Here is a 23,475-nt window from a genome sequence, read left to right on the forward strand (position 1 = left end):
AGATGGCTTGGCACGGCGCAAAGGGGTGCAGGCGGCGCGCGCAATTGGGGGTTTGTTCTCGGGGGCCCGGGCGGTATAAGCGGCGCAGTGGCATGTGACCCGGAGGCGAAGATGGGCAAGGGATGGACGAAATCGGACTGGCGCGCAAAACCGCGGGTGCAGATGCCGGATTATCCCGACCCGGCGGTGCTGCGCGCGGTTGAGGCGACGTTATCCAAGATGCCGCCACTGGTCTTTGCGGGCGAGGCGCGGCGGCTGAAATCCGATCTGGCCAAGGTCGCCGAAGGCCGGGCCTTCCTGTTGCAGGGGGGCGATTGCGCGGAAAGCTTTTCCGAATTCTCGGCCGACAACATCCGCGACACCTTCAAGGTGATCCTGCAGATGGCGGTGGTGCTGACCTGGGGCGCCAAACTGCCGGTGGTCAAGGTGGGCCGCATGGCCGGCCAGTTCGCCAAGCCCCGATCCGCCCCCACCGAGGTGATCGACGGCGTCGAATACCCCAGCTATCGCGGCGATATCATCAACGGTTTCGAACCCACGATGGCCGCGCGCCAGCCCGATCCGTCGCGGATGCTGCAGGCCTATACCCAGGCCGCGGCCAGCCTGAACCTGCTGCGCGCCTTTTCCACCGGGGGCTATGCCGATATCCACCGCGTGCAAAGCTGGATCGCGGGTTTCACCGAAGAGGATGAGGCCGAACGCTACCGTGAAATCGCCAACCGCATTGCCGATGCGATGGATTTCATGACCGCGGCGGGCGTCACCTCGACCACGGCGCATTCGCTGGCGACGGTGGATTTCTACACCAGCCACGAGGCGCTGTTGCTGGAATATGAAGAGGCTTTGTGCCGGATCGATTCGACCAGCGGCCTGCCGGTGGCGGGGTCCGGGCACATGATCTGGATCGGCGACCGTACCCGCCAGCCCGATGGCGCGCATGTGGAATTCTGCCGCGGCGTGCAAAACCCGATCGGGCTCAAATGCGGGCCCTCGACCACGGCTGAGGATCTGAAGGTGCTGATGGCCAGGCTGAACCCGGAAAACGAGCCCGGCCGGCTGACGCTGATCGCGCGCTTCGGGGCGGGCAAGGTGGGCGACAACCTGCCGCGGCTGATCCGCACCGTGCAGCAGGAAGGTGCCAATGTCGTCTGGACCTGCGACCCGATGCACGGCAACACGATCAAGGCAGCCTCGGGTTACAAGACGCGGCCCTTCGATTCGGTCCTGCGCGAGGTGCGCGAATTCTTTGCCATCCACAAGGCAGAAGGCACGATCCCGGGCGGCGTGCATTTCGAGATGACCGGCAAGGACGTGACCGAATGCACCGGCGGTGTGCGCGCCGTATCGGATGAGGATCTGTCGGATCGCTATCATACCGCCTGCGACCCGCGGCTGAATGCCTCGCAATCGCTGGAACTGGCCTTCCTGGTGGCCGAGGAACTGCAGGACCGCCGGCAGATGCAAAAGGCTGCCGCGCTCTGATCTCGGGTCAATGTCCGGCCAGGGAAAACCGCGCCATTGGCGCGGTTTTTTTGTTTTATGAAGGTGCCTTATGGGGTATTTTTAATCCTCTGCGCGAACCACGCGCAACAACGCGCGGCGCAGTTCGGGGGTCATGGCGGGATCTGGTATCTGCGGGGCGGGCGGTTCGGCAAGACCAGCGACCGGCGCGCAGGGCGCGCGATCCCGCGGGGCAGGCTCAAGCTGCGGGATTTCGCTTGACAGGGGCGTCATCTCGGCCCCGCTTATCGCAAAACGGCGCGGGCGGCGACCGATCTCGCCCTCGGCCACAAGACACCCCAGCGCGCGGGTGATATCGCCCAGATCGGATTTCAGCGGCAACAGCAGCAGCCGTGCCGCCAGCGGCGGCTTGCCGATGCCGGTTTCCGCGGCCAGCGAAAGTTCGGCCACCGCCGGGCCCTGGAAGACGGTTTCCAGCGCATCGGCCAGCCTTTGGCGCCCCGCGGGCACGAACAGCGCGCCCAATGGCATGCCGCGCACCTCCATCCCCATCAGGTCGGTCAGATGCGTCCCCGCCAGCCGGAACCGCGCCACCCCCGGCGCGACGCGTTCCAGGATGAAGGCATATTCCAGCGACCGTTCAATTCCGCGCGGGTTCACATCCGTCCGCGCGGGCACCAGCCGCCCGCGGCGCAGCGCCTCCCAATAGGCGCGCAGTTCCGCGACCGCGCGCCGTGCCGTGCCAGACCCTTGCCGCGTCATGGAGACCACCTTCCCCGAGGGATCATCCCGCCCAAACATGTTCTACCTGTTCCTTTTGACCGGCGCGCGCGGCCCCTGCGGATTATTGCCACGGGCCATCGAACCCGCGATCCCCCGGGCGATGACCGCGCTGGCGGTTGACCCCGGGGGGGAAATGCTTACTGAAGTATTAATACGCCATTTTTCCGCTGCAGGGAGAATTAAAGTCTTAAATGGTTAAGTATCCCGAAGCGTCCCGTATCGAAGCGTCCCATACCCAAGCCCCGCTGGCCACCGTGTCGATGACCGGCTTTGCCGCGTGTAACGGGTCGGGGGCAGGGCAGGACTGGGCCTGGGAAATCCGGTCGGTCAATGGCAAGGGGCTGGATCTGCGCCTGCGGCTGCCCGACGGGATCGAGGGGCTGGAACCCGCGGTCCGCGCGGCGGTGGCGCGGGTGGCGGCACGGGGCAATGTCACGCTGGGGCTGAAGCTGACCCGGGCCGAGGGGGCCGAGGCGCTGCGGATCAGCCCGGCGGGGCTGGCGGGCGCGCTGGCGGCGTTGGCGCAGGTCGAGGCCGCGGCGCGGGGGCAGGGGCTGGTGGTCCACCCCGCCAGTGCCGCGGACATTCTGGCGCTGCGCGGGGTGACCGAACAGGGCGGCACGGATCCGGGCGATACCGGCCCGCTGCTGGCGGCGCTTCTGGCCGGTCTGGACCTGCTGCTGGCCGATTTTGCCGCGATGCGCGCCGCCGAGGGACGCCAGATCGGCGCGGTGATCGCGGCCCAGATCGACCGCATCGCCGCCCTGACCGAAACGGCCGCCGAGGCCGCCGAGGCCCGCCGCCCCGAGCTGGCCGCCCAGCTGCAGGCGAACCTTGCCCGCGTGCTGGACGGTGCGCCGGGCGCCGATCCGGCGCGCGTGGCGCAGGAACTGGCGCTTCTGGCGGTCAAGGCCGATGTGGCCGAGGAACTGGACCGGCTGCGCGCCCATGTCACCGCCGCCCGCGCCCTGTTGCGCGATGCCGCGCCCGTGGGCCGCAAGCTCGACTTTCTGACCCAGGAATTCGTGCGCGAGGCGAATACGCTGTGTTCCAAATCGGGTTCCGCGCGGCTGACCGCGATCGGGCTTGACCTTAAACATGTGATCGACCAGATGCGCGAGCAGATCCAGAACGTGGAGTAAGCCGATGAATCGCCGGGGCCTTCTGATCATCCTGTCCTCGCCTTCGGGCGCGGGCAAATCGACGCTGGCCAAGCGCCTGATGGTCTGGGACCCGTCGCTGAAATTCTCGGTCTCGGCCACGACGCGGGCGCCGCGCGCGGGGGAACAGGACGGACGCGAATATTACTTCCGCAGCCGCGCCGATTTCGAAGCGATGGTCGAAGCCGGCGAGATGCTGGAACATGCCGAGGTCTTCGGCAATTTCTACGGCACGCCAAAGGCCCCGGTCGAGGCCGCGATGGCCGCGGGGCGCGATACGCTGTTCGACATCGACTGGCAGGGCGGCCAGCAGATCCGCAACTCGTCGCTGGGCAAGGATGTGGTGTCGGTCTTCATCCTGCCGCCCTCGATCGCGGAACTGGAAAGCCGCCTGCGGACCCGCGCGCAGGACAGCGCCGAGGTGATCGCGGGCCGGATGGCCAGGTCGCAGGCGGAAATCAGCCATTGGGCGGAATATGACTATGTCCTGGTCAACCGCGATCTGGATACCGCCGAGGCCCAGTTGAGAACTATCCTGATGGCTGAACGGATGCGCCGCGACCGCCAGCCGGGGCTGAACGATTTCGTGCGCGGCCTGAACAAGGAGTTTGAGGCACGATGATCTATGAACTGGACGGTGTGGCCCCGGTGCTGGGGCAGGGCGTCTGGGTCGCCCCCGATGCCAACCTGATCGGCAAGGTGGTGCTGGAGGATGAGGCCTCGGTCTGGTTCGGCGCCACCCTGCGCGGCGACAATGAGGAAATCCGCGTGGGCCGCGGCGCGAACATTCAGGAAAACGTCGTCTGCCACACCGACATGGGCTATCCGCTGGTGATCGGTGCGCATTGCACGATCGGGCACAAGGCGATGCTGCATGGCTGCATCATTGGCGAAGGGTCGCTGATCGGGATGGGGGCGACGGTGCTGAACGGCGCGAAGATCGGCCGGGGCTGCCTGATCGGCGCGGGCGCGCTGATCACCGAGGGCAAGGAAATCCCCGATTTCAGCCTGGTGATGGGGGCGCCCGGCAAGGTGGTACGGCAGCTGGACGAGGCGGCGGTGGCCCGGCTTCTGGCCTCGGCGCAGCATTACCGCGACAATGCGGCGCGCTATCGTGCGGGGCTGCGCGCCATCGGATAAGATCCGCCCGGCAAGGCCCTGTGACCCGCAGGGCAGATCAGGAAAGGCCAAAGCATGATCGATCCACAACATCCCCTGCTGCGCCCGCTGCCGATGCGGCTTTTGGTGGTAGCGGTGCCGCTGGCGGGCGCGGCCTATGCCTTTGCCACCGGCTGGGTCTTTCCCGGCGCGGGGCTGACGCTGCTGTCGGGCTGGGTGTTCCGGCGGCTGTTTCTGCCCTGATCAGGGGTCAGACCAGCGGCAGTTCGATCAGCGCGAAATCGATCCGCGGACATTGCGCGGCGATTTCGCGGCGCACAAGGTCGGCATTGGGCAAGGGCCGCGTCACCGCACGCAGCGCGCCACGATAGCCCAGACGGTCCAGTTCCACCGCCAGATCCAGGATGTCGAAACGATCCCCGATCAGCGGCGCCACCACAATATCGGGTTGAAGCCGCGCCAGAAGGGCGCCGTCAAGATCGGGGAACTTGATGATCGTCGCCACCGCGCCCGACACGCCCTGCATCGCAAGGGGCGGCACCTGGCTGGTTTCGACCACCAGGATGCACCGGCGGTCGTGCGAGAGGTTTTCATCCCGTTGGGCTGACGTTACGGCATGTAATTCTGGACGCCGGGTCATGCACCACCTTGAACAGACTGGACTGATACGGGACTTCTCTTGAAAACTGAATGCGTTACACCGTTTACACGTTTTAGTTTAACGATAGCGCCCAGCCGGCTCAAGGGCGAATCTGACGGGGACGATGGAAAGGGCCGGGTGGCCGGAACAGGGGGAATGATGGTGCACGAAGCGGTGACGGCGGTGTTGCATGAGATGCCGATGGCGGTGCTTCTGGTCGATGCCGGGGAACGGATCGCGCAGGCCAATGCCGCGGCCCAGGCGGCCTTTGGCGCGGGGCTGGCGGGGCGTGCCCTTGTCACGGTGCTGCGTCAGCCCGCGCTGGGGCGCGCGCTGGAGGCCGCCTTGCGCGAAGGCCGGCGCGACCGGGTCCGCGTCGTGACCGGCCACGCGCCCGAAACCGTGCTGCTGGTCAGCGTGGCGCCCGCGCCCGAAACCGTGCTGCCCGGCGGCGCGATCCTGGCCTTTGACGACATCACCGCGCTGGAAGAGGCCGAGGCGATGCGGCGCGACTTCGTGGCCAATGTCAGCCATGAATTGCGCACGCCGCTGACCGCGCTGATGGGTTTTGTGGAAACCTTGCGGGGCGCGGCCAGGGATGATCCGGCGGCGCGCGACCGCTTTCTGGCGATCATGGAACGCGAGGCCGGGCGGATGAACCGGCTGGTGGGGGATCTTCTGTCGCTGAGCCGGGTCGAGGCCGAAGAACGCCGCCGCCCGACCGCGCCGGTGGATATCGCGGGCGTGCTGCGCAACGTGATCCAAACCCTGCGTCCGCGCGCCGAGGCCGAGGGCGTGGCGCTGATCGCCGAGGCGCTGGACACCACCGCGCCCATGCTGCCGGGCCTCACACTGCCGGGCGATGCCGATCAACTGACCCAGCTGTTCGTAAACCTGGTCGAGAATGCGGTGAAATACGGCGGCAGTGGCGGCGAGGTGCGCATTGAAATCGAGGCGCTGCCGCACGAACCGGTTCTGCGCGGCCCGGCGCTGAAGATCGTGGTGATCGACCGCGGGGAAGGGATCGAGGCGTTGCACCTGCCGCGCCTGACCGAGCGGTTCTATCGGGTGGACACGCACCGGTCGCGCGCGCAGGGCGGCACCGGGCTGGGGCTGGCCATCGTCAAGCATATCGTGGCGCGCCACCGCGGCCGGCTGAAGATCGACAGTGAAAAGGGCAAGGGCAGCCGGTTCAGCGTGATCCTGCCGCTGTCCTGAACAGAGCGGGAAAAGGGGGGCTGTCTGCCCCCCTCTTGGCGCTTTGCGCCAATTCACCCCCCGAGGATATTTGCGCAAAGCCGAAAGCAAGGCCCGGAATTCGGGGATGGCGCCGGGGATGGACTTTGCCCCGCGCGGGGCGGCACAACGGGGGGATCAGACCGGCGAGTCGGAAGCCGGGGGCATAGCAGGACCGGGCAATGCGCCCGACAGGAGGGATCATGACGGTTCACGCCACAAGGCCCATCGCGGGGCAGCAGCCCGGCACCTCGGGGTTGCGCAAGAAGACGGCCGTGTTCATGCAGCCGGGGTATCTGGAGAATTTCGTGCAATCCATCTTTGACGCGATCGGGGGGGCTGCGGGCAAGACCTTTGTTCTGGGCGGTGATGGGCGGGCGTTTGGCGACCGGGCGGCGCAGGTGATCGTGAAGATGGCGGCGGCCAATGGCGCGGCGCGGGTGATCGTGGGGCAGGGCGCGTGGCTGTCGACCCCGGCGGCCTCGCATCTGATCCGCCAGCGCGGGGCCGATGGCGGGATCATCCTGTCGGCCAGCCACAATCCCGGCGGGATCGAGGGGGATTTCGGGGTGAAGTTCAACATTGCCAATGGTGGCCCCGCCCCCGAGGCGGTGACGGCGGCGATCTTTGCGCACAGCCAGGTGATCCGCGAATACCGCCTTCTGGACGCGCCCGACGTGAACCTGTCGGTGCCGGGCGAAAGCCATCTGGGGGCGATGACGGTCGAGGTGACGGACCCCGTTCTGGCCTATGCCGATCTGATGGAAAGCCTTTTCGACTTCAAGGCGTTGCGCGGGCTTTTTCACGCAGGGTTCACGATGCGCATGGACAGCATGTGCGCCATCACCGGGCCCTATGCGGTGGAGATTTTCGAAAACCGGCTGGGCGCGGCGAAAGGCACGGTGGTGCATGAAACCCCCCTGCCGGATTTCGGCGGGATGCATCCCGATCCGAACCCGACCTGGGCGCATGAGCTGATGGATGAGATGATGGGGCCAGAGGCCCCCGATTTCGGCGCGGCCTCGGACGGGGACGGGGATCGCAACATGATCCTGGGGCCGGGCTGTTATGTCAGCCCGTCGGATTCGCTGGCGGTTCTGGCGGCCAATGCGCATCTGGTGCCGGCCCATATGGGCGGGCTGAAGGGGGTGGCGCGATCCATGCCGACATCGGCGGCGGTGGACCGGGTGGCTGCCGCGCTGGGGATCGAATGCCATGAGACGCCCACCGGATGGAAGTTCTTTGGCAATCTGATGGATGCGGGCCGGGTATCGCTGTGTGGCGAGGAATCCTTTGGCACGGGTGCGGATCATGTGCGTGAGAAGGACGGGCTTTGGGCGGTGTTGATGTGGCTGAACATCATTGCCGCGCGCGGCCAGGGCGTGGCCGAGATTCTGGCCGATCACTGGGCGCGGTTCGGGCGCAACTATTATTCGCGCCACGATTATGAGGCCCTGCCGCTGGATGTGGCGCAGGCGATGATGACCGGTCTGCGCGACCGCCTGGCCGATCTGCCGGGCCAGTGGACCGAGGGGCTGCAGGTGACGGCGGCGGATGATTTTTCCTATACGGATCCGGTGGATGGATCGGTTTCGCCGGGGCAGGGGGTGCGGATTTTTCTGGACGGGGGCAGCCGCATCGTGCTGCGCCTGTCGGGCACCGGAACCGAGGGCGCGACGCTGCGGGTCTATCTGGAACGCTATGTGCCCGGCCCCGCGGGGCTGCATGAGGATCCGCAGGCGGCGCTGGCCCCGGTCATCCGCGCGGCAGAGGCGCTGGCCGGTATCCGTGCCCGCAGCGGACGTCCGGGGCCGGATGTGATCACCTGACCCGTGTGTTGACGGCGGTCAACGCACGGCGGGCCGGTTTGCGCTAGAAAGACCGTGGCCCGCCGGGTCGGTGGCGGGCGTTCACCGTCACAGAGAGGGATCATGTCAAAAAAATCCGAGGTCGCGGTCACGAAAGACGCCTCCGCGCCGGCGCAGCACACGCATTGGGACCCGTTCGCAGCCATGCGGCAGCAGTTCGACCGCATGATGCAGGATTTCGACTGGTCCGATTTCCGCTTTCCGCATCGGTCCGCTGCGGGCGAGGCGCCGCGCGGGTTGTTTGCCGGGGCCGCGCGACCGATGCCTGCGGTCGATCTGGTCGAGCGCGACGGCGCCTATGAGCTGCAGGCCGAATTGCCCGGCATGTCGCGCGAAAATATCGAGGTGAAACTGTCCGACGGGATGATGACGATCCGCGGCGAGAAAACCGCCGAGACGGTCAAGGACGACGAAAACATTCATCTGCGCGAACGCAGCTATGGCGTGTTCCAGCGGTCATTCCGTCTGCCTGCCGGGGTCGATGCCGACAAGGTCAGCGCCAGTTTCGACAGGGGGGTGCTGACGGTGATCCTGCCGAAAACCGTCGAATCGCGTCAGAAGGCGCGCAAGGTGGACATTGCAGGCAGCTAGCGACGGGCGCGCAGATCATCCAATGTGCGGCGCACCTCATCATCGCTGACCTGATCGAAATGATCGTAATGCGCGCCCACCGCCCAAAAGGGCGCGGGCGTGACAAGGCAGATCAGATCATCAACCTGCGCGGCCAGATCGGCCACCGTATCCGCGGGCGCGACCGGCACCGCCAGCGTGATCCGCGCGGCCCCTTGCGCCCGGACCGCCTGAATCGCGGCCCGGGTCGTAGCCCCGGTGGCGATGCCATCATCGACCAGGATCACATGGCGGCCCCTGGGGTCCGGCACCGCGCGGGGACCGATCCACAGGTCATGGCGGCGGCGCAGCTCGGCCCGTTCGGGCGCGGCCAGTTCCTCGATCCGCGCGGGGCCGATGTCGGACAGGCGCGCGACATCGCGGTTCACCACCAGCGTCTGCCCATCGGGCCCGGCAATCGCGGCCAGGGCAAGTTCACGCTGACCCGGCAGGCCAACCTTGCGTACCAGAATGACGTCCAGCGGCAGATCCAGTGCCCGGGCGACCTCGGCCGCGACCGGAACACCGCCACGCGGCAGCGCCAGGACCAGCGCGCCGGTCCCGTGCAAATGCGCCAAACGGCGGACCAGGGCCTGACCAGCGGCGGCGCGATCGGAAAAACGTTCATCCATGGGCGGGCTCCGGCGGCTGTGCACCATTGAATTTGTTAATCTTATAATCTGCGTTATGTAAAAATAGTCGATCCGAAGGTGCCATTATGGCAGCAGAACCGTGCTTCCGGTGGTCTGGCGTCCCTCCAGCGCCGCATGGGCCTTTGCGACATCGCTCAGATCAAACCGTTGCCCGATCTCGACCCGGATCTTGCCGGATGCGATCATGGCAAACAGATCGTCGGCGGCCTGTTGCAGCCAGCCCGGACGCGCCGTGTGATGGAACAAGGTCGGCCGTGTCAGGCGCAGCGACCCGCGCGCCAGATCGCCGATGCGGAAATCCTGCGCCGGGCCGGACGATTGGCCAAAACAGACCAGCGTTCCGAACCGCTCCAGCACGTCCAGCGAGCGCATCACCGTATCCGCGCCGACCGAATCATAGACCGCCGCGACGCCCGCGTCATCGGTCAGCCGCTGCACCTCGGCCACGAAATCGGCGCTGCGATAATCGATCACCGCGTCATAGCCATGCGCCGTGGCCAGCGCGCATTTCGCAGGCCCGCCCGCGGTTCCGATCGCGCGCGCGCCAAGCGCCCGCAGCCATTGGCCCGCGATCAGCCCGACACCCCCGGCGGCAGCATGGAAAAGCACGCGATCACCGGGCTTTACGGGATAGGAATGATGCAAAAGATAATGTGCCGTCAGGCCTTTCAGCATCACCGCCGCAGCCGTTTCATCACTGATCGCATCGGGCAGCACCACGGCCTGGGTCGCGGCCAGAACCCGGTGGCTGGCATAGGCACCGTTCGGGGTCGTATAGGCCACACGCGTGCCGGGCCGCAGGCGGACCCCCTCGCCCACCGCCTCGATCACGCCGGCCCCCTCGGACCCGGTGATCAGATCGCGCGCCACCGGCCAGGGATAGGCCCCGGTGCGGAAATAGACATCGATGAAGTTCAGCCCCACCGCCGTCTGCCGGATCAGGATTTCACCCGGACCGGGCGTAGGCAGGTCGATCGCAACGCGGCGAAAGGCATTGGCGGGGCCTGGTGTCTCGATGGTAATGGCATAGGGCATCCGGGTAACCTTGTGCAGGGGGCAGGAAGGCGTTGCAACGCCTTGAACGAAATACAATTTCATGGCCCGCCCCCTGCCCTGCGCGGAACAGATCGGCAGCCCTCGGGCCAAGGATGACAAGCCAGCCCGCGCCGGTCAAGCATTGCTGCGCTGGACGACGCGGCCCGTTCTGCGCTAAGGGGGCGCAAGCCCATCCCGCCCCCGTGACCCGCCCCCGTGACAGGAACCCGCCATGACCCGCGCCCCGATGACCTTTGACCGCCGCATCAAGATCGCGCCCTCGATCCTGTCGGCCGATTTCGCCAATTTCGGCGCCGAATGCCGGGCGATCGAGTCACAGGGCGCCGACTGGGTTCATGTCGACGTGATGGATGGCCATTTCGTTCCGAACATCACCTTCGGCCCCGCGACCTGCGCCGCGATCCGGCCGCATATCAAGGGCGTGATGGATGTGCATCTGATGATCGCCCCCGTCGACCCCTATATCGAGGCCTTCGCCAGGGCCGGCGCCGATGTGATCACCGCCCATGTCGAGGCCGGCCCCCATATCCACCGCACGTTGCAGGCGATCCGCGGGGCGGGTGCCAGGGCGGGGCTGGCGATCAACCCCGGCACCGGGCTGGATGGGGTGGAAAACCTGCTCGACATGCTGGATCTGGTCTGCGTGATGACCGTCAACCCCGGCTTCGGCGGGCAGAAATTCATCGAAAGCCAGGTCGACAAGGTGCGCCGCCTGCGCGCGCTGATCGGTGAACGCCCGATCCATATTGAAATCGACGGCGGCGTCACGCCCGAAACCGCGCCCCTGGTGGCGGCGGCGGGCGCGGATGTGCTGGTCGCCGGATCGGCGGTGTTCAAGGGCGGCTCGGTCAGCGATCCGGCCCCCTACGGCGCCAACATCCGCGCGATCCGCGCCGCGGCCGAGGCGGCACGCTGACCGAACAGGCCTTGCCCTGCGACAATCTGTCCGTCATATTCGCATCCGTGAATACCTGACGGGAGGACAGGGCATGACAATTTCCAGACGCACCATCCTGCGCGCGGGCACCGCCGGGCTGGCCGCGGGACTGTTCGCGCCGCTGATGCCGCGGCGCGGCTGGGCGGCGGCCACGCTGTCGCTGGGGGCGGCGCGCATCGATACGCTGTCCGACGGCCATCTGGTCCTGCCGATGAGCTTTGTCACCGATCACGAAGGCGCGGGCGCGGTGATGGCCGAACTTGGCATTTCGGGGGATGCGGTCGAACCGCCCTGCAACGTCACGCTGCTGCGCGATGGCACCAACACGGTGCTGTTCGACGTGGGTTCGGGCCATGATTTCATGCCCACCGCCGGCAAGCTTGCCGAGGCGATGGACGCGCTTGGCGTCACCGCCCAAGAGATCACCCATGTCGTCTTCACCCATGCCCATCCCGACCATCTTTGGGGGTTGCTGGATGAATTCGACGAGCCGATCTTTGCCGATGCCACCTTCATGATCGGCAAGGCGGAATGGGATTACTGGATGGACCCGGCCACCGTGGACACGATCGGCGCGGAACGGCAAAGCTTTGCCGTGGGCGCGCAGCGGCGCCTGGCGGCGCTGGAAGATCGCATCGTAACCTTCGGCGATGGCGAAGAAATCATCCCCGGCGTTGCGGCGCGTGCCACCTTTGGCCACACCCCGGGCCACATGGCCTATGAAATCCGCAACGGATCGGATGCCTGCATGGTGCTGGGCGACTGTATCGGCAATCACCATCTGGCCTTTGCGCGGCCCGACTGGATGTCCGGCTCGGACCAGGACCCGGACACGGGCATTGCCACCCGGGTCAAGCTGCTGGACCAGCTGGCCGCCGAACAGATGCGGATCGTAGGGTTTCACCTGCCGGACGGCGGGCTGGGCCGGGTTGAACGCGCGGGCGATGCCTATCGCTTCGTTGCCGAGGGGTCATGATGAAATATTCCATTCTTGCCAGCATGTTGCTGGCCGTTCCTGCGATGGCGTCCGAAGACATCCCGGATCAATATCCGCAATCGGTTCTGTATTCCAAACCCTATGAGGTGATCCCGGGCGTGTTTTCCGCGATCGGGGCCACCGCCCCGCCGACCTATGAAAACGCGGGCCATAACAACAACCTTTCCTTCATCGTGACGGGCGATGGCGTGGTGGTCGTGAATTCCGGCGCCTCCTACAAACTGGCCGAGGCGCTGCATGCCGAAATCCGCGCCGTGACCGACCAGCCGGTGAAGCTGGTGATCAATGAAAACGGCCAGGGCCATGCGATGCTGGGCAACAATTACTGGATCGCGCAGGGCGTGCCGGTGCTGGCGCATGTTGAGGCGGCGGCGGAATTCGCCCATGAAAACGGTACCGATCTGGCCGCGCTGAAAAATTACGCGCGTGAAAATGCCGAAGGCACCGATCCGATGGGCCCGACCGAAACCTTCACCGATCGCCACGTCGTCGAACTGGGCGATTTCACCATCGAGGTGCTGCACCTTGGCCCCGCCCACAGCCCCGGCGACACACAGGTCTGGCTGCCGAAACAGTCGATGATGATCGCCGGCGACATCGCCTTTCACGAACGCATGCCGCCGATCTTTGAGGGCACCTGCACCTCATGCTGGATCGACACCTGGGAAAACGCCTTTGCGCCACTGGCCCCGACCCATGTGATCCCCGGGCATGGCCACCCCACCAACCTGGCCCAGGTGACACGCTACACCCGCGACTATCTGGTCTATCTGCGCGAAAAGATCGGCCAGCACATCGACGAGGGCGGCGATCTGGCGGGCGCCTATTACGTCGACCAGACCCCCTATGCCCATCTTGACACGTTCGAGGAATTGGCCACCAGGAACGCCGGTGTCGTCTTTGCCGAGATGGAATTCGAATAGAGGAGCGTTCATGGCCGTCAGTCCCCCGGTATGCGATTTCGGATGGAAGGCGCCGGGCTTCACCCTGCCGGGCACCGACGGGCGCGACTGGTCACTGGATCAGATCGCAGGCCCGCGCGGCACGTTGATCATGTTCATCTGCAACCATTGCCCCTATGTGCAATCGGTGCTGGACCGGATCATCCGTGACGCGCGCGACCTGCGCCCCCTGGGCATCGGCGTGGCCGCGATCTGTTCCAACGACGCCGCCGCCTATCCCGAAGACAGCTTTGACCGGATGCTGGACCTGGCCCGCGACCGCGCCCTGCCCTTTCCCTATCTTCATGATGAAAACCAAGCGGTTGCAAAGTCTTACGGGGCGATCTGCACACCGGATTTCTTTGGCTTCAACGCCGGTCTTGCGCTGCAGTATCGCGGGCGGCTGGATGCTTCGGGCCGTCAGCCCGGCCCCCCTGATGCCCGCCGCGATCTGTATCAGGCGATGCGCCAGATCGCCGAAACCGGCCATGGCCCGGCAGATCAGATCCCCTCGATGGGCTGCTCGATCAAGTGGAAGGCGGCATGATCCGCGCCCCGGCCCCCAGGGTGGTTTTCGATCCGGACGGCCCCTGGTCGGCAGCGCCGCCCCACCGATGTCCCCCTTGTCGCGGGGCCCCCGAGCCCCTATCATATTCACAAGTTTAAATGTTTTGCGGTCCGCCGCCCGTCAGGAGAACCGGATGCTGAAACCCGAGGTCAAAGCCTTTTTCGACGAAGCCACCTTCACCGTCACCTTCGTGGTGAAGGATCCCGAAAGCACCGCCTGCGCCATCGTGGATTCGGTGCTGGATTTCGACTATGCCTCGGGCCGGACCGATACGAAATCGGCCGATGCGGTGATTGCCTGGGTGCGCGACCAGGGCCTGACGGTGGACTGGATCCTTGAAACCCATGTCCATGCCGACCACCTGTCCGCCGCGCCCTATATTCAACAACGCCTGGGCGGCAAGATCGGCATCGGCGACCGGATCAAGGTGGTGCAGGACACCTTCGGCAAGATCTTCAACGAAGGAACTGAATTCCAGCGCGACGGGTCACAGTTCGACAAACTGTTCCAGGAAGGCGACAGTTTCGGCATCGGCGCGCTGCAGGGCCATGTTCTGCATACGCCGGGCCACACGCCCGCCTGCCTGACCTATGTCATCGGGGATGCGGCCTTTGTCGGCGACACGCTGTTCATGCCCGATTTCGGCACCGCGCGGTGCGATTTCCCCGGCGGTTCGGCCGAGGCGCTGTATAGCTCGATCCAGAAGATCCTGGCCCTGCCCGATGACACCCGCATCTTCGTCGCCCATGACTACAAGGCGCCGGGGCGTGATGAATACGCCTGGGAAACCACCGTGGCCGAGGAAAAGGCCCGTAACATCCACATCGGCGGCGGCAGGACCAGGGAAGATTTCGTGCGCATGCGCACCGAACGCGATGCAACCCTTGCGATGCCCCGCTTGATCATCCCCTCGCTGCAGGTCAACATGCGCGCAGGTCAGATGCCGCCGCCCGAGGATGACGGCAAGACCTACCTCAAGGTGCCCGTCAACGGGCTGTGACAAACTGCCCAGGCAGGGAGAAAGACATGGATTTGCGGCAGATTACGCCGGAATTTGCGGTTGCGCCGCAGATCACCCCCGAAGACGTGCCGATGCTGGCGGCGCTGGGGTTTCGCACGATCATCAACAACCGCCCCGATGAGGAAATCGAGGATGCGCTGGACAGCGATGCCATGGCGGTCGCTGCCGAAACCGCGGGGCTGGCCTATCACCACCTGCCCTATTATCCCGGCCAGCTGACCCCCGATCTGGTCGGGGCCTTTGAAGCCGTGATGCAGGATGTCGAAGGCCCGGTTCTGGCCTATTGCCGGTCGGGAACGCGGTCCTCGCATCTGTGGGCCCTGATGCAGGCCGGGCGCATGGCCCTGCCGGACATCCTGCGCGCGGCACAGGCGGCGGGCTATGACCACACGGCGCTGGTGCCGCTGCTGGAAACGCGCGCGGCGAAACGTTGAAAACACCCAGCAAGCCCCCATGTTGAAACGCTATTTCCCGATCTTCACCTGGGGGCGCAGCTATTCCCGCACCATGCTGGAGGCCGATCTGGTCGCCGCCGTGATCGTCACGATCATGCTGATCCCGCAATCGCTGGCCTATGCGCTGCTGGCGGGGCTGCCGGCCGAGGTCGGCCTTTACGCCTCGATCGCGCCGCTGATCGCCTATACGCTTCTGGGCACCTCGCGCACGCTGGCGGTGGGGCCGGTCGCGGTGGCCAGCCTGATGACCGCCGCCGCCGTGGGCGAGATCGCCGCCCGCGGCACGCCCGAATATCTGGGCGCGGCGATCGCACTGGCCTTCCTGTCGGGGCTGATGCTGCTGGCAATGGGGGTTCTGCGGCTGGGCTTCATCTCGGCCTTTCTCAGCCATCCGGTGATTTCGGGCTTCATCACCGCTTCGGGCATCCTGATCGCCGCCAGCCAGATCAGGCACCTGACCGGGATCGGGGCAAACGGCAAGACCCTGCCCGAAATCGCTTCGGGCCTGATCGAAAACATCGCGACGCTGAACCTGCCAACGCTGCTGATCGGCACTGCGGTGGCGTCCTTTTTGTTTTGGTCGCGCAAGGGCTTGCAGCCGCTTCTTCTGGCACGCGGCCTGCGCCCGGGCCTGGCGCGGCTGGGCGCGCGCACCGCGCCGGTTCTGGCAGTGGCGGTGACGATCCTGCTCAGCTGGGGGCTTGGCCTGTCCGATTACGGCGTGCGCGTCGTGGGCCAGGTGCCCGCAGGCCTGCCCGCCCCGGCGCTGCCGCCGCTGGACCCCGGGCTCTGGGCCGATCTGGCAATGCCTGCGCTGCTGCTCAGCGTTGTGGGCTATGTGGAATCGATCTCGGTCGCGCAAACGCTGGCCGCCAAGCGGCGCCAGCGCATCGACCCGGATCAGGAACTGATCGCCCTTGGTGGCGCCAATATCGGCTCGGCCCTGTCAGGCGGCTTTCCGGTCACGGGGGGCTTCGCGCGTTCGGTCGTGAACTTCGATGCCGGGGCCCAGACGCCGGCAGCAGGCGCCTTCACCGCGATCGGCATGGCGCTGGCCACGCTGACGCTGACACCCGCGCTCTACCATCTGCCGCAGGCCACGCTGGCCGCGACGATCATAGTCGCCGTGCTGACGCTGGTGGATCTGCCCGCGATCCGGCGTACGCTGGCCTATTCGCGCGGGGATGGGCTGGCGATGCTGGCCACGATCCTGGTGACGCTGGGCGCGGGCGTCGAAAGCGGCATCGGCGCCGGTGTCATCCTGTCGGTCGCCATACATCTGTGGCGCACCTCACGCCCGCATTACGCGATCCTGGGCCAGGTGCCGGGAACCGAGCATTTTCGCAACATCCGCCGCCACCGCGTTGTTACCGTGCCCCAGGTGCTGTCGATCCGTGTCGATGAAAGCCTGTATTTCCCCAATGCGCGCTTTCTGGAAGACATGATCTATGACCGCGTCGCCGCCGACCCCGCGATCCGCCATGTCGTGCTGAACTGTCCGGCGGTCAACTTCATCGATGCCTCGGCCCTTGAGGCGCTTGAGGCGGTGAACCAGCATCTGAAAGATGCCGGCGTCACCCTGCATCTGTCCGAGGTGAAGGGCCCCGTGATGGACCGCCTGACACGGTCCGGCCTGATCCCCGATCTGACGGGCCGCATCTTCCTGACACAATGCGACGCGCTGGCCGCTCTTGCCCCCGAAATCACCCATCAGACCCTGACCACGGCGCGCCGGGACACCACACGCCAGCCGTCTGGCCGGCCAGGGAATTGAGTATTTCAGCCAAGAAGAAGAACAGGTTGCGGCTTCTTCTTGGCACAAATACTCATCTTCGCCGGGATCCGGCGCCACGCCTCCGACGGGCGTTGTCATATAATCGCCATTCCTTTCGGGCGAACGCGGCCCCTGACCTTGAAAAAGCCCGGGTTCCCCGCCAGAATTAAAGGATGGGTAATCCGATCGGGCTAGGCTGGGCCCGCGTCGGATGACAGGGGTGGTGATGATCGATTATCTGGAAAAACTGCTTTCAGCCCGGACCATTCAGGAAATTTGGTCTTTGCATTGCGACCGGATGGCCAAATTCGGGTTTGATCGGTTGCTTTACGGCTTTACCCGCTTTCGCACGTCACACAGCCTGGGCAATCTGGAAGACACGCTGATCCTGTCCAACCACGATCATGCCTATCTGGAAGGGTTCATTGGCGACGGATTGTACAATCACGCCCCCATGGTCAAATGGGCCGCGCAGAACGAAGGCGCCTGTTCCTGGAGCAGGGTCGAAGCGCAGATCCTGTCCAGCCAGCTGACCCAGACCGAACGCCGGGTGATCGAATTCAACCTGCGTTACGATGTCCGCGCGGGCTATTCGATTTCCTTTCCCGACGTCACGGTGCGCGCCAAGGGCGCGATCGGGCTTTGCGCCACCCGCGGAATTACCCAGGCCGAGGTGGACCGGATCTGGGATCGCCATGGCCGCGAAATCATGATATTCAACAATATCGCCCATATGCGCATCTGTTCGATGCCCTATGCCACCGCGCGCCGTGCCCTGACCCCGCGCCAGCGCGAGGTGCTGGAATGGGTGGCCGAGGGCAAGACCACGGCCGATATCGCCACAATCATGGGCCTGACCGCGGCCACGGTCGAAAAGCACCTGCGCCTGGCGCGTGAGGCGCTGGATGTCGATACCACGGCACAAGCGGTGCTGAAGGCCTCAATGCAGAATCAGATATTTCTGTCGTCCAACGGAACCACACTATCCCTGCGTCAGTGATCCTATTGTTGCCAAGCCATCACAAGAAAGTCGGGAATTCCCGACTTTCTTCGGCGCTTTATTGGTGATTTCTTAATACATGTTTCGTAAGTGGTGGTGTTTTTCAGGAACACTGGGCCCTTTGCGTTGCCCCAGCATTGTCGGGGCAAGCGAATGGTTCTGCCGGGAAACCGGATCTGGTCCTGTCAGTCGCATTTTCGGCTGGCAGGACCTTGTTTTTGGGGGCGTTCCGGTTCCGTCACCCATTCTGTTCGGGCGACGGCAGCGGCGTTCGGAATGCAAGGCGCCGCCCCGGGGGGCGGCGCTGCAGGTCCGCACAGGACCAGAAGCGATCAGGCGCCCTGAAGGGTTTTGGCCACTTCGGCGGCGAAATCCTCTTCCTTCTTCTCGATGCCTTCGCCCACGGCCATGCGCACATAGGCAACAACCTCGACGCCCGCATCCTTGGCGGCCTGGGCCACGGTGATGTCGGGATTCAGCACGAATTTCTGGTTCAGCAGCGTCACTTCTTCCAGGAACTTCTTCATCCGGCCCGGGATGATGTTGTTCTGGATCACCGCTTCGGGCTTCGGCTTGGCCGAGGCCGCGTTTTCTTCCAGCGCCTTCTGGGTCTGGACCTGCAGTTCGCGTTCCACGACGGTCGGGTCAAGCGACGCTTCCGACAGCGCCAGCGGCGAGGTCGCGGCGATGTGCATGGCGATCTGCTTGCCGATGCCGTTATCCGTGCCTTTCAGCGCAACCAGCACGCCGATGCGGCCAAGGCCATCCGCGGCAGCGGTGTGGATGTAGGACGCAACGGTGTCCCCTTCCACGGCGGCCATGCGGCGCAGCGTCATGTTTTCGCCGATCGTGGCGATCGCGTCGGTCAACGCGGTTTCCACCGCCTTGCCCGCCAGCGGCGCGGCCTTCAGGCCTTCCAGGTCGGAAACGCCCAGGGCCGCTTCGGTGATGCCACGGACCAGGCCCTGGAAATCGGCGTTTTTGCCGACAAAGTCGGTTTCCGAGTTCACCTCGACCGCGACGCCCTTGCCGCCGGCCACGGCCACGCCCACCAGGCCCTCGGCCGCAACGCGGTCCGCTTTCTTGGCAGCCTTCGCCAGGCCCTTGGTGCGCAGCCAGTCCACTGCGGCTTCCATGTCGCCATTGGTTTCGGTCAGTGCTTTCTTCGCGTCCATCATGCCTGCGCCGGTGGATTCGCGCAGTTCCTTCACCATCTGGGCGGTGATCGCCATGTCGGCTCTCCTCGAATTTGAAAGGGTTTCGGGCGGGGATAACCCCGCCCGGTGTCGTCTGGATGACGCAGGCTCAGGCCTCGGCGTCTTCCACGGCTTCCTCGGCCGGCGCTTCGGTCAGCGCGCCCAGGTCGACGCCGGCGGCGCCCATCTGTGCGGTCATGCCGTCCAGCGCGGCGCGCGACACCAGATCGCAGTAGAGCGAGATCGCGCGCGAGGCGTCATCGTTGCCCGGGATCACATAGTCCACACCCTTGGGCGAGCAGTTGGTGTCGACCACCGCCACGACCGGGATGCCCAGCTTGTTGGCTTCGTTGATCGCCAGGTCTTCCTTGTTCACGTCGATCACGAACAGCAGATCCGGCAGGCCGCCCATGTCGCGGATGCCGCCCAGGCTTGCCTGCAGCTTGGCCTGTTCGCGTTCCATGCCAAGACGCTCTTTCTTGGTCAGGCCTTCGGCGCCCGAGGCCATCGCCTCGTCGATCTGCTTCAGACGCGCGATCGACTGGGACACGGTCTTCCAGTTGGTCAGCGTGCCGCCCAGCCAGCGGTGGTTCATGTAGTACTGCGCCGATTTTTCGGCGGCTTCGGCCACGGCCTTCTGCGCCTGACGCTTGGTGCCGACGAACAGCACGCGCCCGCCCTTGGCCACGGTGTCGCGCACGACCTTCAGCGCCTGGTCCAGCATCGGGACGGTCTGGGTCAGGTCGACGATGTGGATGCCGTTGCGGTCGCCATAGATGTATTCGGCCATCCGCGGGTTCCAGCGCTGGGTCTGGTGACCGTAGTGAACGCCAGCTTCCAGCAGCTGACGCATGGAGAATTCGGGAAGCGCCATATCCATTTCCTTTCCGGTTTGCGCCTGAGCGGGGCTTTCAGGGCTTGCGCCCAACCGGTGGACCTGTCGGGGATGTCTCCCCCGCCAAGCCCGGCCCCGCCTGTGAAGTGGGCGCGCTTTAGCCCGCTTTGCCCCCCGGCGCAAGCCCCCCTTCACATGCGGCGCGTTCACATGCGTGCGCGGCGGTTCTGCCTGCGGGCCGATTTGCGGGCTTGCGCGGCGCGCGCGAAGCGGGCACCAAAAGCCCATGACCCCAAAGCCCATGACATCGCGGACACCGCAACCTGACATCCTGTGCATCGGATCGGCCCTGTGGGACATCATAGGCCGCGCGCCGGTGCCGATGCAATGCGGCGAGGATGTGGGTGGCCGGATCACCCGGCTGCCGGGTGGGGTTGCGCTGAACATCGCGATGACGCTGGCGCGCTTCGGGTTGCGCCCGGCCCTGCTGACCGCGATCGGCCATGATGCCGAGGGCGATGAACTGATCCGCGCCGCGGCAGGGCTGGGGATCGATTGCCGCCACGTCTGCCGCACCGCCGATCTGCCGACCGACCGCTACATGGCGATCGAGGGTACGAACGGCCTGATCGCCGCCGTGGCCGATGCCCATTCGCTGGAACAGGCCGGCGCGCGCATCCTGGCGCCTCTGTCCGATGGGCCGCTGGGCCGCGCAACGGCGCCCTGGACCGGCCAGGTGGCGCTGGATGGCAACCTGACCGGCCCGCTTCTGGCGCAGATTGCGCAATCACCGCTGTTCGGCGCGGCCGATCTGCGCATCGTGCCCGCCAGCCCCGGCAAGGTGGCGCGGCTTTTGCCGCTGCTGGCCCATCCCAACGCCACCCTGTACCTGAACCTGGCCGAGGCGCGGATCCTGGGCCAGCGCCCCTTCACCTCTGCGGCCGAGGCCGCGCAGGGCCTTCTGGCGCAGGGCGCCCGGCGTGTTCTGGTGACCGACGGGGCGCGCCTTGTGGCCGATGGCACCGCCCATGGGGATGCCGCGCCGGTGCTGACCCATGCCCCGCCCCCCGTTCCCGTGGCCCGCGTCACCGGCGCGGGCGATACATTCATGGCCGCCCATCTCGTGGCCGAACGCCAGGGCGCTGCCCGCGCCGAGGCCCTTGAACGCGCCGTTCACGCCGCAACCCGCCATGTATCCGGAGAGATCGCCTCATGACCCAGACCGCCCCCCGCGCCCACACGGCCCCGCTGACCTTCTCGCCCGAGGTGCGCACAGCCCTTGATGCCGGCGCCCCGGTCGTGGCGCTGGAATCCACCATCATCACCCACGGCATGCCCTATCCGCAAAACCTTGAAACCGCGCGCCGGGTCGAATCCGAACTGCGCGCCGCCGGTGCGGTACCGGCGACCATCGCGGTGATGGGCGGGCACATCCACATCGGCCTGACAGAGGCAGAGCTGGATCGCCTGGCCCGCGCCACGGATGTGATGAAACTGTCACGCGCCGATCTGGCGGCCTGCCTGGCGGCGGGTACCACGGGGGCGACGACGGTGGCCGCGACGATGATCTGCGCGCAACTGGCGGGGATCGCGGTCTTTGCCACCGGGGGCATCGGCGGCGTGCATCGCGGCGCGGACACCAGCTTCGACATCTCGGCCGATCTGCCGGAACTGGCGCAGACCGCGGTGACGGTGGTCGCCGCGGGCGCCAAGGCGATCCTGGATCTGCCCAAGACCCTTGAGGTGCTGGAAACCAATGGCGTGCCGGTCATCGCCTATGGCCAGAACGAATTTCCCGCCTTCTGGTCGCGCGACTCTGGCCTGCGTGCGCCGCTGCGCGCCGATACCCCCGCCGAAATCGCCGCCGCCCACCGCATGCGCGCGGCCCTTGGCCTGCCGGGCGGCCAGCTGGTCGCCAACCCGATCCCCCCCGAGGCCGAAATCCCGCGCGCCGAAATCACCCCGGTGATCGAAACCGCCCTGGCCGAGGCCGAAGCCCGGGGCATCGCCGCCAAGGCGGTCACCCCCTTCCTGCTGCAACGCATTTTTGAACTGACCGCCGGCCGCTCGCTTCAGGCCAATATCGCGCTGGTGCTGAACAATGCCCGCCTGGCCGCCGCCATCGCGCGGGACCTGGCCGGCGCACAGGCGCGCGCGCCAAAGCCAAAGCCCTGATCGGGGGCGGGAAATCCAGCCCCGCCCGGCCCCGCGGTCCGTTGCGGATCAGGCCCCCACCCCCTAGATTGACCGGGCCCCGACCCGCGGGCCCGTGCCGGAGTGCCGCCAGATGACCGAAGACGATCCCCACGCATCTGCCCCCCCGTCATCCGGCCACCGGCCGCGACGGCGCGGGCTGTTCCACGGGCTGCGCAGCTCCTTCCTGACCGGGCTGGTGGTGATCGCGCCGATCGGCCTGACGCTCTGGCTGATCTGGACGGTGACGGGGTGGATCGACGGCTGGGTCTTGCCGCTGATCCCCGAACGCTGGCAGCCCGGCCAATATATCGGCATCAACCTGCGCGGCATCGGTGTGATCATCTTCCTGATCTTCACCGTCTTTATCGGCTGGACGGCCAAGGGGCTGATCGGCCGCTCGCTGATCCGCTGGGGCGAAAGCATCGTCGACCGGATGCCGGTGGTGCGGTCGATCTACAACGGGCTCAAGCAGATCGCGGAAACGGTGCTCAGCCAGTCGGAATCGAAATTCGACCGCGCCTGCATCATCGACTATCCCCGTCCCGGACTGAAGGCGATCGCCTTCGTCTCCTCCACCGCCAAGGGTGAAATCGCGCGACAGGCCCCGGACGATGATCCGCTGATCTCGGTGTTCCTGCCGACCACGCCGAACCCGACCTCGGGTTTTCTGCTGTTCGTGCCCCGCTCGCAGGTCACCTATCTGGACATGAGCATCGAGGACGCCGCCAAGCTGATCATTTCGGCCGGTCTGGTCTACCCGACACCAAAGCCCCCCGCACCCGCGCCAAGGACCACCGCCCCGCGGCCCGGACCCCAAGGCTGACCCCAAGGCTGACCCCGGGCCCGGACCCCGGGCCTGCCCCCTGCCCCCTTCGGCTTTGCGAAAATATCCCGGGGGGTAAGGCGCGCCAGCGCCGAGGGGGGGCGCGCCCCCCCTGCCCCCCGGGGCCAAAAACCCGGCCAGCCCCGC

At 66.2% G+C, this 23,475-nt stretch carries 26 protein-coding genes; 20 read left to right on the plus strand and 6 right to left on the minus strand.

The features are described from left to right. The first annotated feature begins 111 nt into the window (after positions 1-111). Positions 112-1,482 carry a class II 3-deoxy-7-phosphoheptulonate synthase gene (locus ACK8OU_RS10630; protein ID WP_410303385.1) on the plus strand — a complete coding sequence of 457 codons (1,371 nt, stop codon included), beginning with the start codon at positions 112-114 and terminating at the stop codon, positions 1,480-1,482. An 81-nt stretch (positions 1,483-1,563) separates the two neighbouring features. Here ACK8OU_RS10630 and ACK8OU_RS10635 read toward each other — a convergent pair whose 3' ends face one another. Beyond that, entirely contained in the window at positions 1,564-2,223 is a 660-nt protein-coding gene (locus tag ACK8OU_RS10635) for a PAS domain-containing protein (protein WP_410303387.1), read from the minus strand. Here ACK8OU_RS10635 and ACK8OU_RS10640 point away from each other — a divergent pair. The 5 genes from ACK8OU_RS10640 to ACK8OU_RS10660 all read left to right on the plus strand — a co-directional run bounded on the left by ACK8OU_RS10640 (position 2,222) and on the right by ACK8OU_RS10660 (position 4,766). Further along, complete coding sequence (locus ACK8OU_RS10640) at positions 2,222-2,443, plus strand: hypothetical protein (protein WP_410303388.1); 222 nt, start codon at positions 2,222-2,224, stop codon at positions 2,441-2,443. The two genes, ACK8OU_RS10635 and ACK8OU_RS10640, sit on opposite strands and share 2 nt — an antisense overlap. Before the next feature lie 61 nt (positions 2,444-2,504). Next, the gene (locus ACK8OU_RS10645) at positions 2,505-3,386 is read left to right on the plus strand and encodes a YicC/YloC family endoribonuclease (protein WP_410303412.1); all 882 of its coding nucleotides are present in this window, start codon (positions 2,505-2,507) and stop codon (positions 3,384-3,386) included. 4 nt (positions 3,387-3,390) lie between these two features. Then, on the plus strand, positions 3,391-4,026 hold the full coding sequence (gmk, locus tag ACK8OU_RS10650; protein WP_410303390.1) for a guanylate kinase: 636 nt from the start codon (positions 3,391-3,393) through the stop codon (positions 4,024-4,026). Beyond that, positions 4,023-4,544, plus strand: a complete 522-nt coding sequence (locus tag ACK8OU_RS10655; RefSeq protein WP_410303391.1) for a gamma carbonic anhydrase family protein — start codon at positions 4,023-4,025, stop codon at positions 4,542-4,544. The genes gmk and ACK8OU_RS10655 overlap by 4 nt, the downstream gene beginning before the upstream one ends. 54 nt (positions 4,545-4,598) lie before the next feature. Continuing rightward, the gene (locus tag ACK8OU_RS10660) at positions 4,599-4,766 is read left to right on the plus strand and encodes a hypothetical protein (RefSeq protein WP_250040873.1); all 168 of its coding nucleotides are present in this window, start codon (positions 4,599-4,601) and stop codon (positions 4,764-4,766) included. A 7-nt stretch (positions 4,767-4,773) separates the two neighbouring features. On the opposite strand, the gene ACK8OU_RS10665 is transcribed toward ACK8OU_RS10660, so the two are convergent. Then, positions 4,774-5,163, minus strand: coding sequence for a hypothetical protein (locus tag ACK8OU_RS10665; protein WP_410303392.1), 390 nt, complete (start codon positions 5,161-5,163; stop codon positions 4,774-4,776). 159 nt (positions 5,164-5,322) lie between these two features. On the opposite strand from ACK8OU_RS10665, the gene ACK8OU_RS10670 reads away from it, so the two are divergent. The 3 genes from ACK8OU_RS10670 to ACK8OU_RS10680 all read left to right on the plus strand — a co-directional run bounded on the left by ACK8OU_RS10670 (position 5,323) and on the right by ACK8OU_RS10680 (position 8,858). Further along, complete coding sequence (locus tag ACK8OU_RS10670) at positions 5,323-6,381, plus strand: sensor histidine kinase (protein ID WP_410303394.1); 1,059 nt, start codon at positions 5,323-5,325, stop codon at positions 6,379-6,381. Between the two features lie 221 nt (positions 6,382-6,602). Continuing rightward, positions 6,603-8,228, plus strand: coding sequence for an alpha-D-glucose phosphate-specific phosphoglucomutase (locus tag ACK8OU_RS10675; protein WP_410303395.1), 1,626 nt, complete (start codon positions 6,603-6,605; stop codon positions 8,226-8,228). Positions 8,229-8,330: 102 nt separating this feature from the next. Beyond that, a complete protein-coding gene (locus ACK8OU_RS10680; RefSeq protein ID WP_410303396.1) occupies positions 8,331-8,858 on the plus strand; it encodes an Hsp20/alpha crystallin family protein in 528 nt (175 codons plus the stop codon). On the opposite strand, the gene ACK8OU_RS10685 is transcribed toward ACK8OU_RS10680, so the two are convergent. Continuing rightward, positions 8,855-9,508 carry a phosphoribosyltransferase gene (locus ACK8OU_RS10685; RefSeq protein WP_410303397.1) on the minus strand — a complete coding sequence of 218 codons (654 nt, stop codon included), beginning with the start codon at positions 9,506-9,508 and terminating at the stop codon, positions 8,855-8,857. The two genes, ACK8OU_RS10680 and ACK8OU_RS10685, sit on opposite strands and share 4 nt — an antisense overlap. Before the next feature lie 84 nt (positions 9,509-9,592). Beyond that, complete coding sequence (locus tag ACK8OU_RS10690) at positions 9,593-10,564, minus strand: quinone oxidoreductase family protein (protein ID WP_410303413.1); 972 nt, start codon at positions 10,562-10,564, stop codon at positions 9,593-9,595. Between the two features lie 247 nt (positions 10,565-10,811). On the opposite strand from ACK8OU_RS10690, the gene rpe reads away from it, so the two are divergent. From rpe to ACK8OU_RS10730, 8 genes are all read left to right on the plus strand, one after another. Beyond that, positions 10,812-11,501: a ribulose-phosphate 3-epimerase gene (gene rpe, locus ACK8OU_RS10695; protein WP_410303415.1), complete on the plus strand. Its 690-nt coding sequence runs from the start codon at positions 10,812-10,814 to the stop codon at positions 11,499-11,501. A gap of 73 nt (positions 11,502-11,574) precedes the next feature. Beyond that, a complete protein-coding gene (locus ACK8OU_RS10700) occupies positions 11,575-12,498 on the plus strand; it encodes an MBL fold metallo-hydrolase (protein WP_410303398.1) in 924 nt (307 codons plus the stop codon). Further along, positions 12,498-13,442 carry an MBL fold metallo-hydrolase gene (locus ACK8OU_RS10705; protein WP_410303399.1) on the plus strand — a complete coding sequence of 315 codons (945 nt, stop codon included), beginning with the start codon at positions 12,498-12,500 and terminating at the stop codon, positions 13,440-13,442. The genes ACK8OU_RS10700 and ACK8OU_RS10705 overlap by 1 nt, the downstream gene beginning before the upstream one ends. A gap of 10 nt (positions 13,443-13,452) precedes the next feature. Next, on the plus strand, positions 13,453-14,007 hold the full coding sequence (locus ACK8OU_RS10710) for a thioredoxin family protein (RefSeq protein ID WP_410303400.1): 555 nt from the start codon (positions 13,453-13,455) through the stop codon (positions 14,005-14,007). A gap of 157 nt (positions 14,008-14,164) precedes the next feature. Next, the gene (locus ACK8OU_RS10715) at positions 14,165-15,028 is read left to right on the plus strand and encodes an MBL fold metallo-hydrolase (RefSeq protein ID WP_410303417.1); all 864 of its coding nucleotides are present in this window, start codon (positions 14,165-14,167) and stop codon (positions 15,026-15,028) included. Positions 15,029-15,054: 26 nt separating this feature from the next. Next, positions 15,055-15,483, plus strand: coding sequence for a protein tyrosine phosphatase family protein (locus ACK8OU_RS10720; protein WP_410303401.1), 429 nt, complete (start codon positions 15,055-15,057; stop codon positions 15,481-15,483). 19 nt (positions 15,484-15,502) lie between these two features. Further along, positions 15,503-17,278 carry a SulP family inorganic anion transporter gene (locus ACK8OU_RS10725; protein ID WP_410303402.1) on the plus strand — a complete coding sequence of 592 codons (1,776 nt, stop codon included), beginning with the start codon at positions 15,503-15,505 and terminating at the stop codon, positions 17,276-17,278. Between the two features lie 226 nt (positions 17,279-17,504). Then, entirely contained in the window at positions 17,505-18,278 is a 774-nt protein-coding gene (locus ACK8OU_RS10730) for a helix-turn-helix transcriptional regulator (RefSeq protein WP_410303403.1), read from the plus strand. 332 nt (positions 18,279-18,610) lie between these two features. Here ACK8OU_RS10730 and tsf read toward each other — a convergent pair whose 3' ends face one another. After that, positions 18,611-19,510 (minus strand): translation elongation factor Ts, encoded by a 900-nt coding sequence (gene tsf, locus ACK8OU_RS10735; protein WP_410303404.1) that lies wholly within the window; start codon positions 19,508-19,510, stop codon positions 18,611-18,613. 73 nt (positions 19,511-19,583) lie between these two features. Continuing rightward, positions 19,584-20,354, minus strand: coding sequence for a 30S ribosomal protein S2 (gene rpsB / locus ACK8OU_RS10740; protein ID WP_410303405.1), 771 nt, complete (start codon positions 20,352-20,354; stop codon positions 19,584-19,586). Between the two features lie 241 nt (positions 20,355-20,595). Between rpsB and ACK8OU_RS10745 the strand changes: the two genes are divergently transcribed. The 3 genes from ACK8OU_RS10745 to ACK8OU_RS10755 all read left to right on the plus strand — a co-directional run bounded on the left by ACK8OU_RS10745 (position 20,596) and on the right by ACK8OU_RS10755 (position 23,328). Continuing rightward, positions 20,596-21,525, plus strand: coding sequence for a PfkB family carbohydrate kinase (locus tag ACK8OU_RS10745; protein ID WP_410303406.1), 930 nt, complete (start codon positions 20,596-20,598; stop codon positions 21,523-21,525). Beyond that, entirely contained in the window at positions 21,522-22,484 is a 963-nt protein-coding gene (locus tag ACK8OU_RS10750; RefSeq protein WP_410303407.1) for a pseudouridine-5'-phosphate glycosidase, read from the plus strand. The genes ACK8OU_RS10745 and ACK8OU_RS10750 overlap by 4 nt, the downstream gene beginning before the upstream one ends. Positions 22,485-22,596: 112 nt before the next feature. Then, on the plus strand, positions 22,597-23,328 hold the full coding sequence (locus ACK8OU_RS10755; RefSeq protein ID WP_410303408.1) for a DUF502 domain-containing protein: 732 nt from the start codon (positions 22,597-22,599) through the stop codon (positions 23,326-23,328). Positions 23,329-23,475 lie beyond the last annotated feature (147 nt).

This window comes from Pontitalea aquivivens (assembly GCF_046507575.1).
Classification (GTDB): domain Bacteria; phylum Pseudomonadota; class Alphaproteobacteria; order Rhodobacterales; family Rhodobacteraceae; genus Pontitalea; species Pontitalea aquivivens.

What these genes read in the sequence shown, in the direction of transcription:
- ACK8OU_RS10630 (WP_410303385.1), top strand. Translation starts at nt 112, where the DNA reads ATGGGCAAGGGATGGACGAAATCGGACTGGCGCGCAAAACCGCGGGTG.
- ACK8OU_RS10640 (WP_410303388.1), top strand. Translation starts at nt 2,222, where the DNA reads ATGGAGACCACCTTCCCCGAGGGATCATCCCGCCCAAACATGTTCTAC.
- ACK8OU_RS10635 (WP_410303387.1), bottom strand. Translation starts at nt 2,223, where the DNA reads ATGACGCGGCAAGGGTCTGGCACGGCACGGCGCGCGGTCGCGGAACTG.
- ACK8OU_RS10645 (WP_410303412.1), top strand. Translation starts at nt 2,505, where the DNA reads ATGACCGGCTTTGCCGCGTGTAACGGGTCGGGGGCAGGGCAGGACTGG.
- gmk (WP_410303390.1), top strand. Translation starts at nt 3,391, where the DNA reads ATGAATCGCCGGGGCCTTCTGATCATCCTGTCCTCGCCTTCGGGCGCG.
- ACK8OU_RS10655 (WP_410303391.1), top strand. Translation starts at nt 4,023, where the DNA reads ATGATCTATGAACTGGACGGTGTGGCCCCGGTGCTGGGGCAGGGCGTC.
- ACK8OU_RS10660 (WP_250040873.1), top strand. Translation starts at nt 4,599, where the DNA reads ATGATCGATCCACAACATCCCCTGCTGCGCCCGCTGCCGATGCGGCTT.
- ACK8OU_RS10665 (WP_410303392.1), bottom strand. Translation starts at nt 5,163, where the DNA reads ATGACCCGGCGTCCAGAATTACATGCCGTAACGTCAGCCCAACGGGAT.
- ACK8OU_RS10670 (WP_410303394.1), top strand. Translation starts at nt 5,323, where the DNA reads ATGGTGCACGAAGCGGTGACGGCGGTGTTGCATGAGATGCCGATGGCG.
- ACK8OU_RS10675 (WP_410303395.1), top strand. Translation starts at nt 6,603, where the DNA reads ATGACGGTTCACGCCACAAGGCCCATCGCGGGGCAGCAGCCCGGCACC.
- ACK8OU_RS10680 (WP_410303396.1), top strand. Translation starts at nt 8,331, where the DNA reads ATGTCAAAAAAATCCGAGGTCGCGGTCACGAAAGACGCCTCCGCGCCG.
- ACK8OU_RS10685 (WP_410303397.1), bottom strand. Translation starts at nt 9,508, where the DNA reads ATGGATGAACGTTTTTCCGATCGCGCCGCCGCTGGTCAGGCCCTGGTC.
- ACK8OU_RS10690 (WP_410303413.1), bottom strand. Translation starts at nt 10,564, where the DNA reads ATGCCCTATGCCATTACCATCGAGACACCAGGCCCCGCCAATGCCTTT.
- rpe (WP_410303415.1), top strand. Translation starts at nt 10,812, where the DNA reads ATGACCTTTGACCGCCGCATCAAGATCGCGCCCTCGATCCTGTCGGCC.
- ACK8OU_RS10700 (WP_410303398.1), top strand. Translation starts at nt 11,575, where the DNA reads ATGACAATTTCCAGACGCACCATCCTGCGCGCGGGCACCGCCGGGCTG.
- ACK8OU_RS10705 (WP_410303399.1), top strand. Translation starts at nt 12,498, where the DNA reads ATGAAATATTCCATTCTTGCCAGCATGTTGCTGGCCGTTCCTGCGATG.
- ACK8OU_RS10710 (WP_410303400.1), top strand. Translation starts at nt 13,453, where the DNA reads ATGGCCGTCAGTCCCCCGGTATGCGATTTCGGATGGAAGGCGCCGGGC.
- ACK8OU_RS10720 (WP_410303401.1), top strand. Translation starts at nt 15,055, where the DNA reads ATGGATTTGCGGCAGATTACGCCGGAATTTGCGGTTGCGCCGCAGATC.
- ACK8OU_RS10725 (WP_410303402.1), top strand. Translation starts at nt 15,503, where the DNA reads ATGTTGAAACGCTATTTCCCGATCTTCACCTGGGGGCGCAGCTATTCC.
- ACK8OU_RS10730 (WP_410303403.1), top strand. Translation starts at nt 17,505, where the DNA reads ATGATCGATTATCTGGAAAAACTGCTTTCAGCCCGGACCATTCAGGAA.
- tsf (WP_410303404.1), bottom strand. Translation starts at nt 19,510, where the DNA reads ATGGCGATCACCGCCCAGATGGTGAAGGAACTGCGCGAATCCACCGGC.
- rpsB (WP_410303405.1), bottom strand. Translation starts at nt 20,354, where the DNA reads ATGGATATGGCGCTTCCCGAATTCTCCATGCGTCAGCTGCTGGAAGCT.
- ACK8OU_RS10745 (WP_410303406.1), top strand. Translation starts at nt 20,596, where the DNA reads ATGACCCCAAAGCCCATGACATCGCGGACACCGCAACCTGACATCCTG.
- ACK8OU_RS10750 (WP_410303407.1), top strand. Translation starts at nt 21,522, where the DNA reads ATGACCCAGACCGCCCCCCGCGCCCACACGGCCCCGCTGACCTTCTCG.
- ACK8OU_RS10755 (WP_410303408.1), top strand. Translation starts at nt 22,597, where the DNA reads ATGACCGAAGACGATCCCCACGCATCTGCCCCCCCGTCATCCGGCCAC.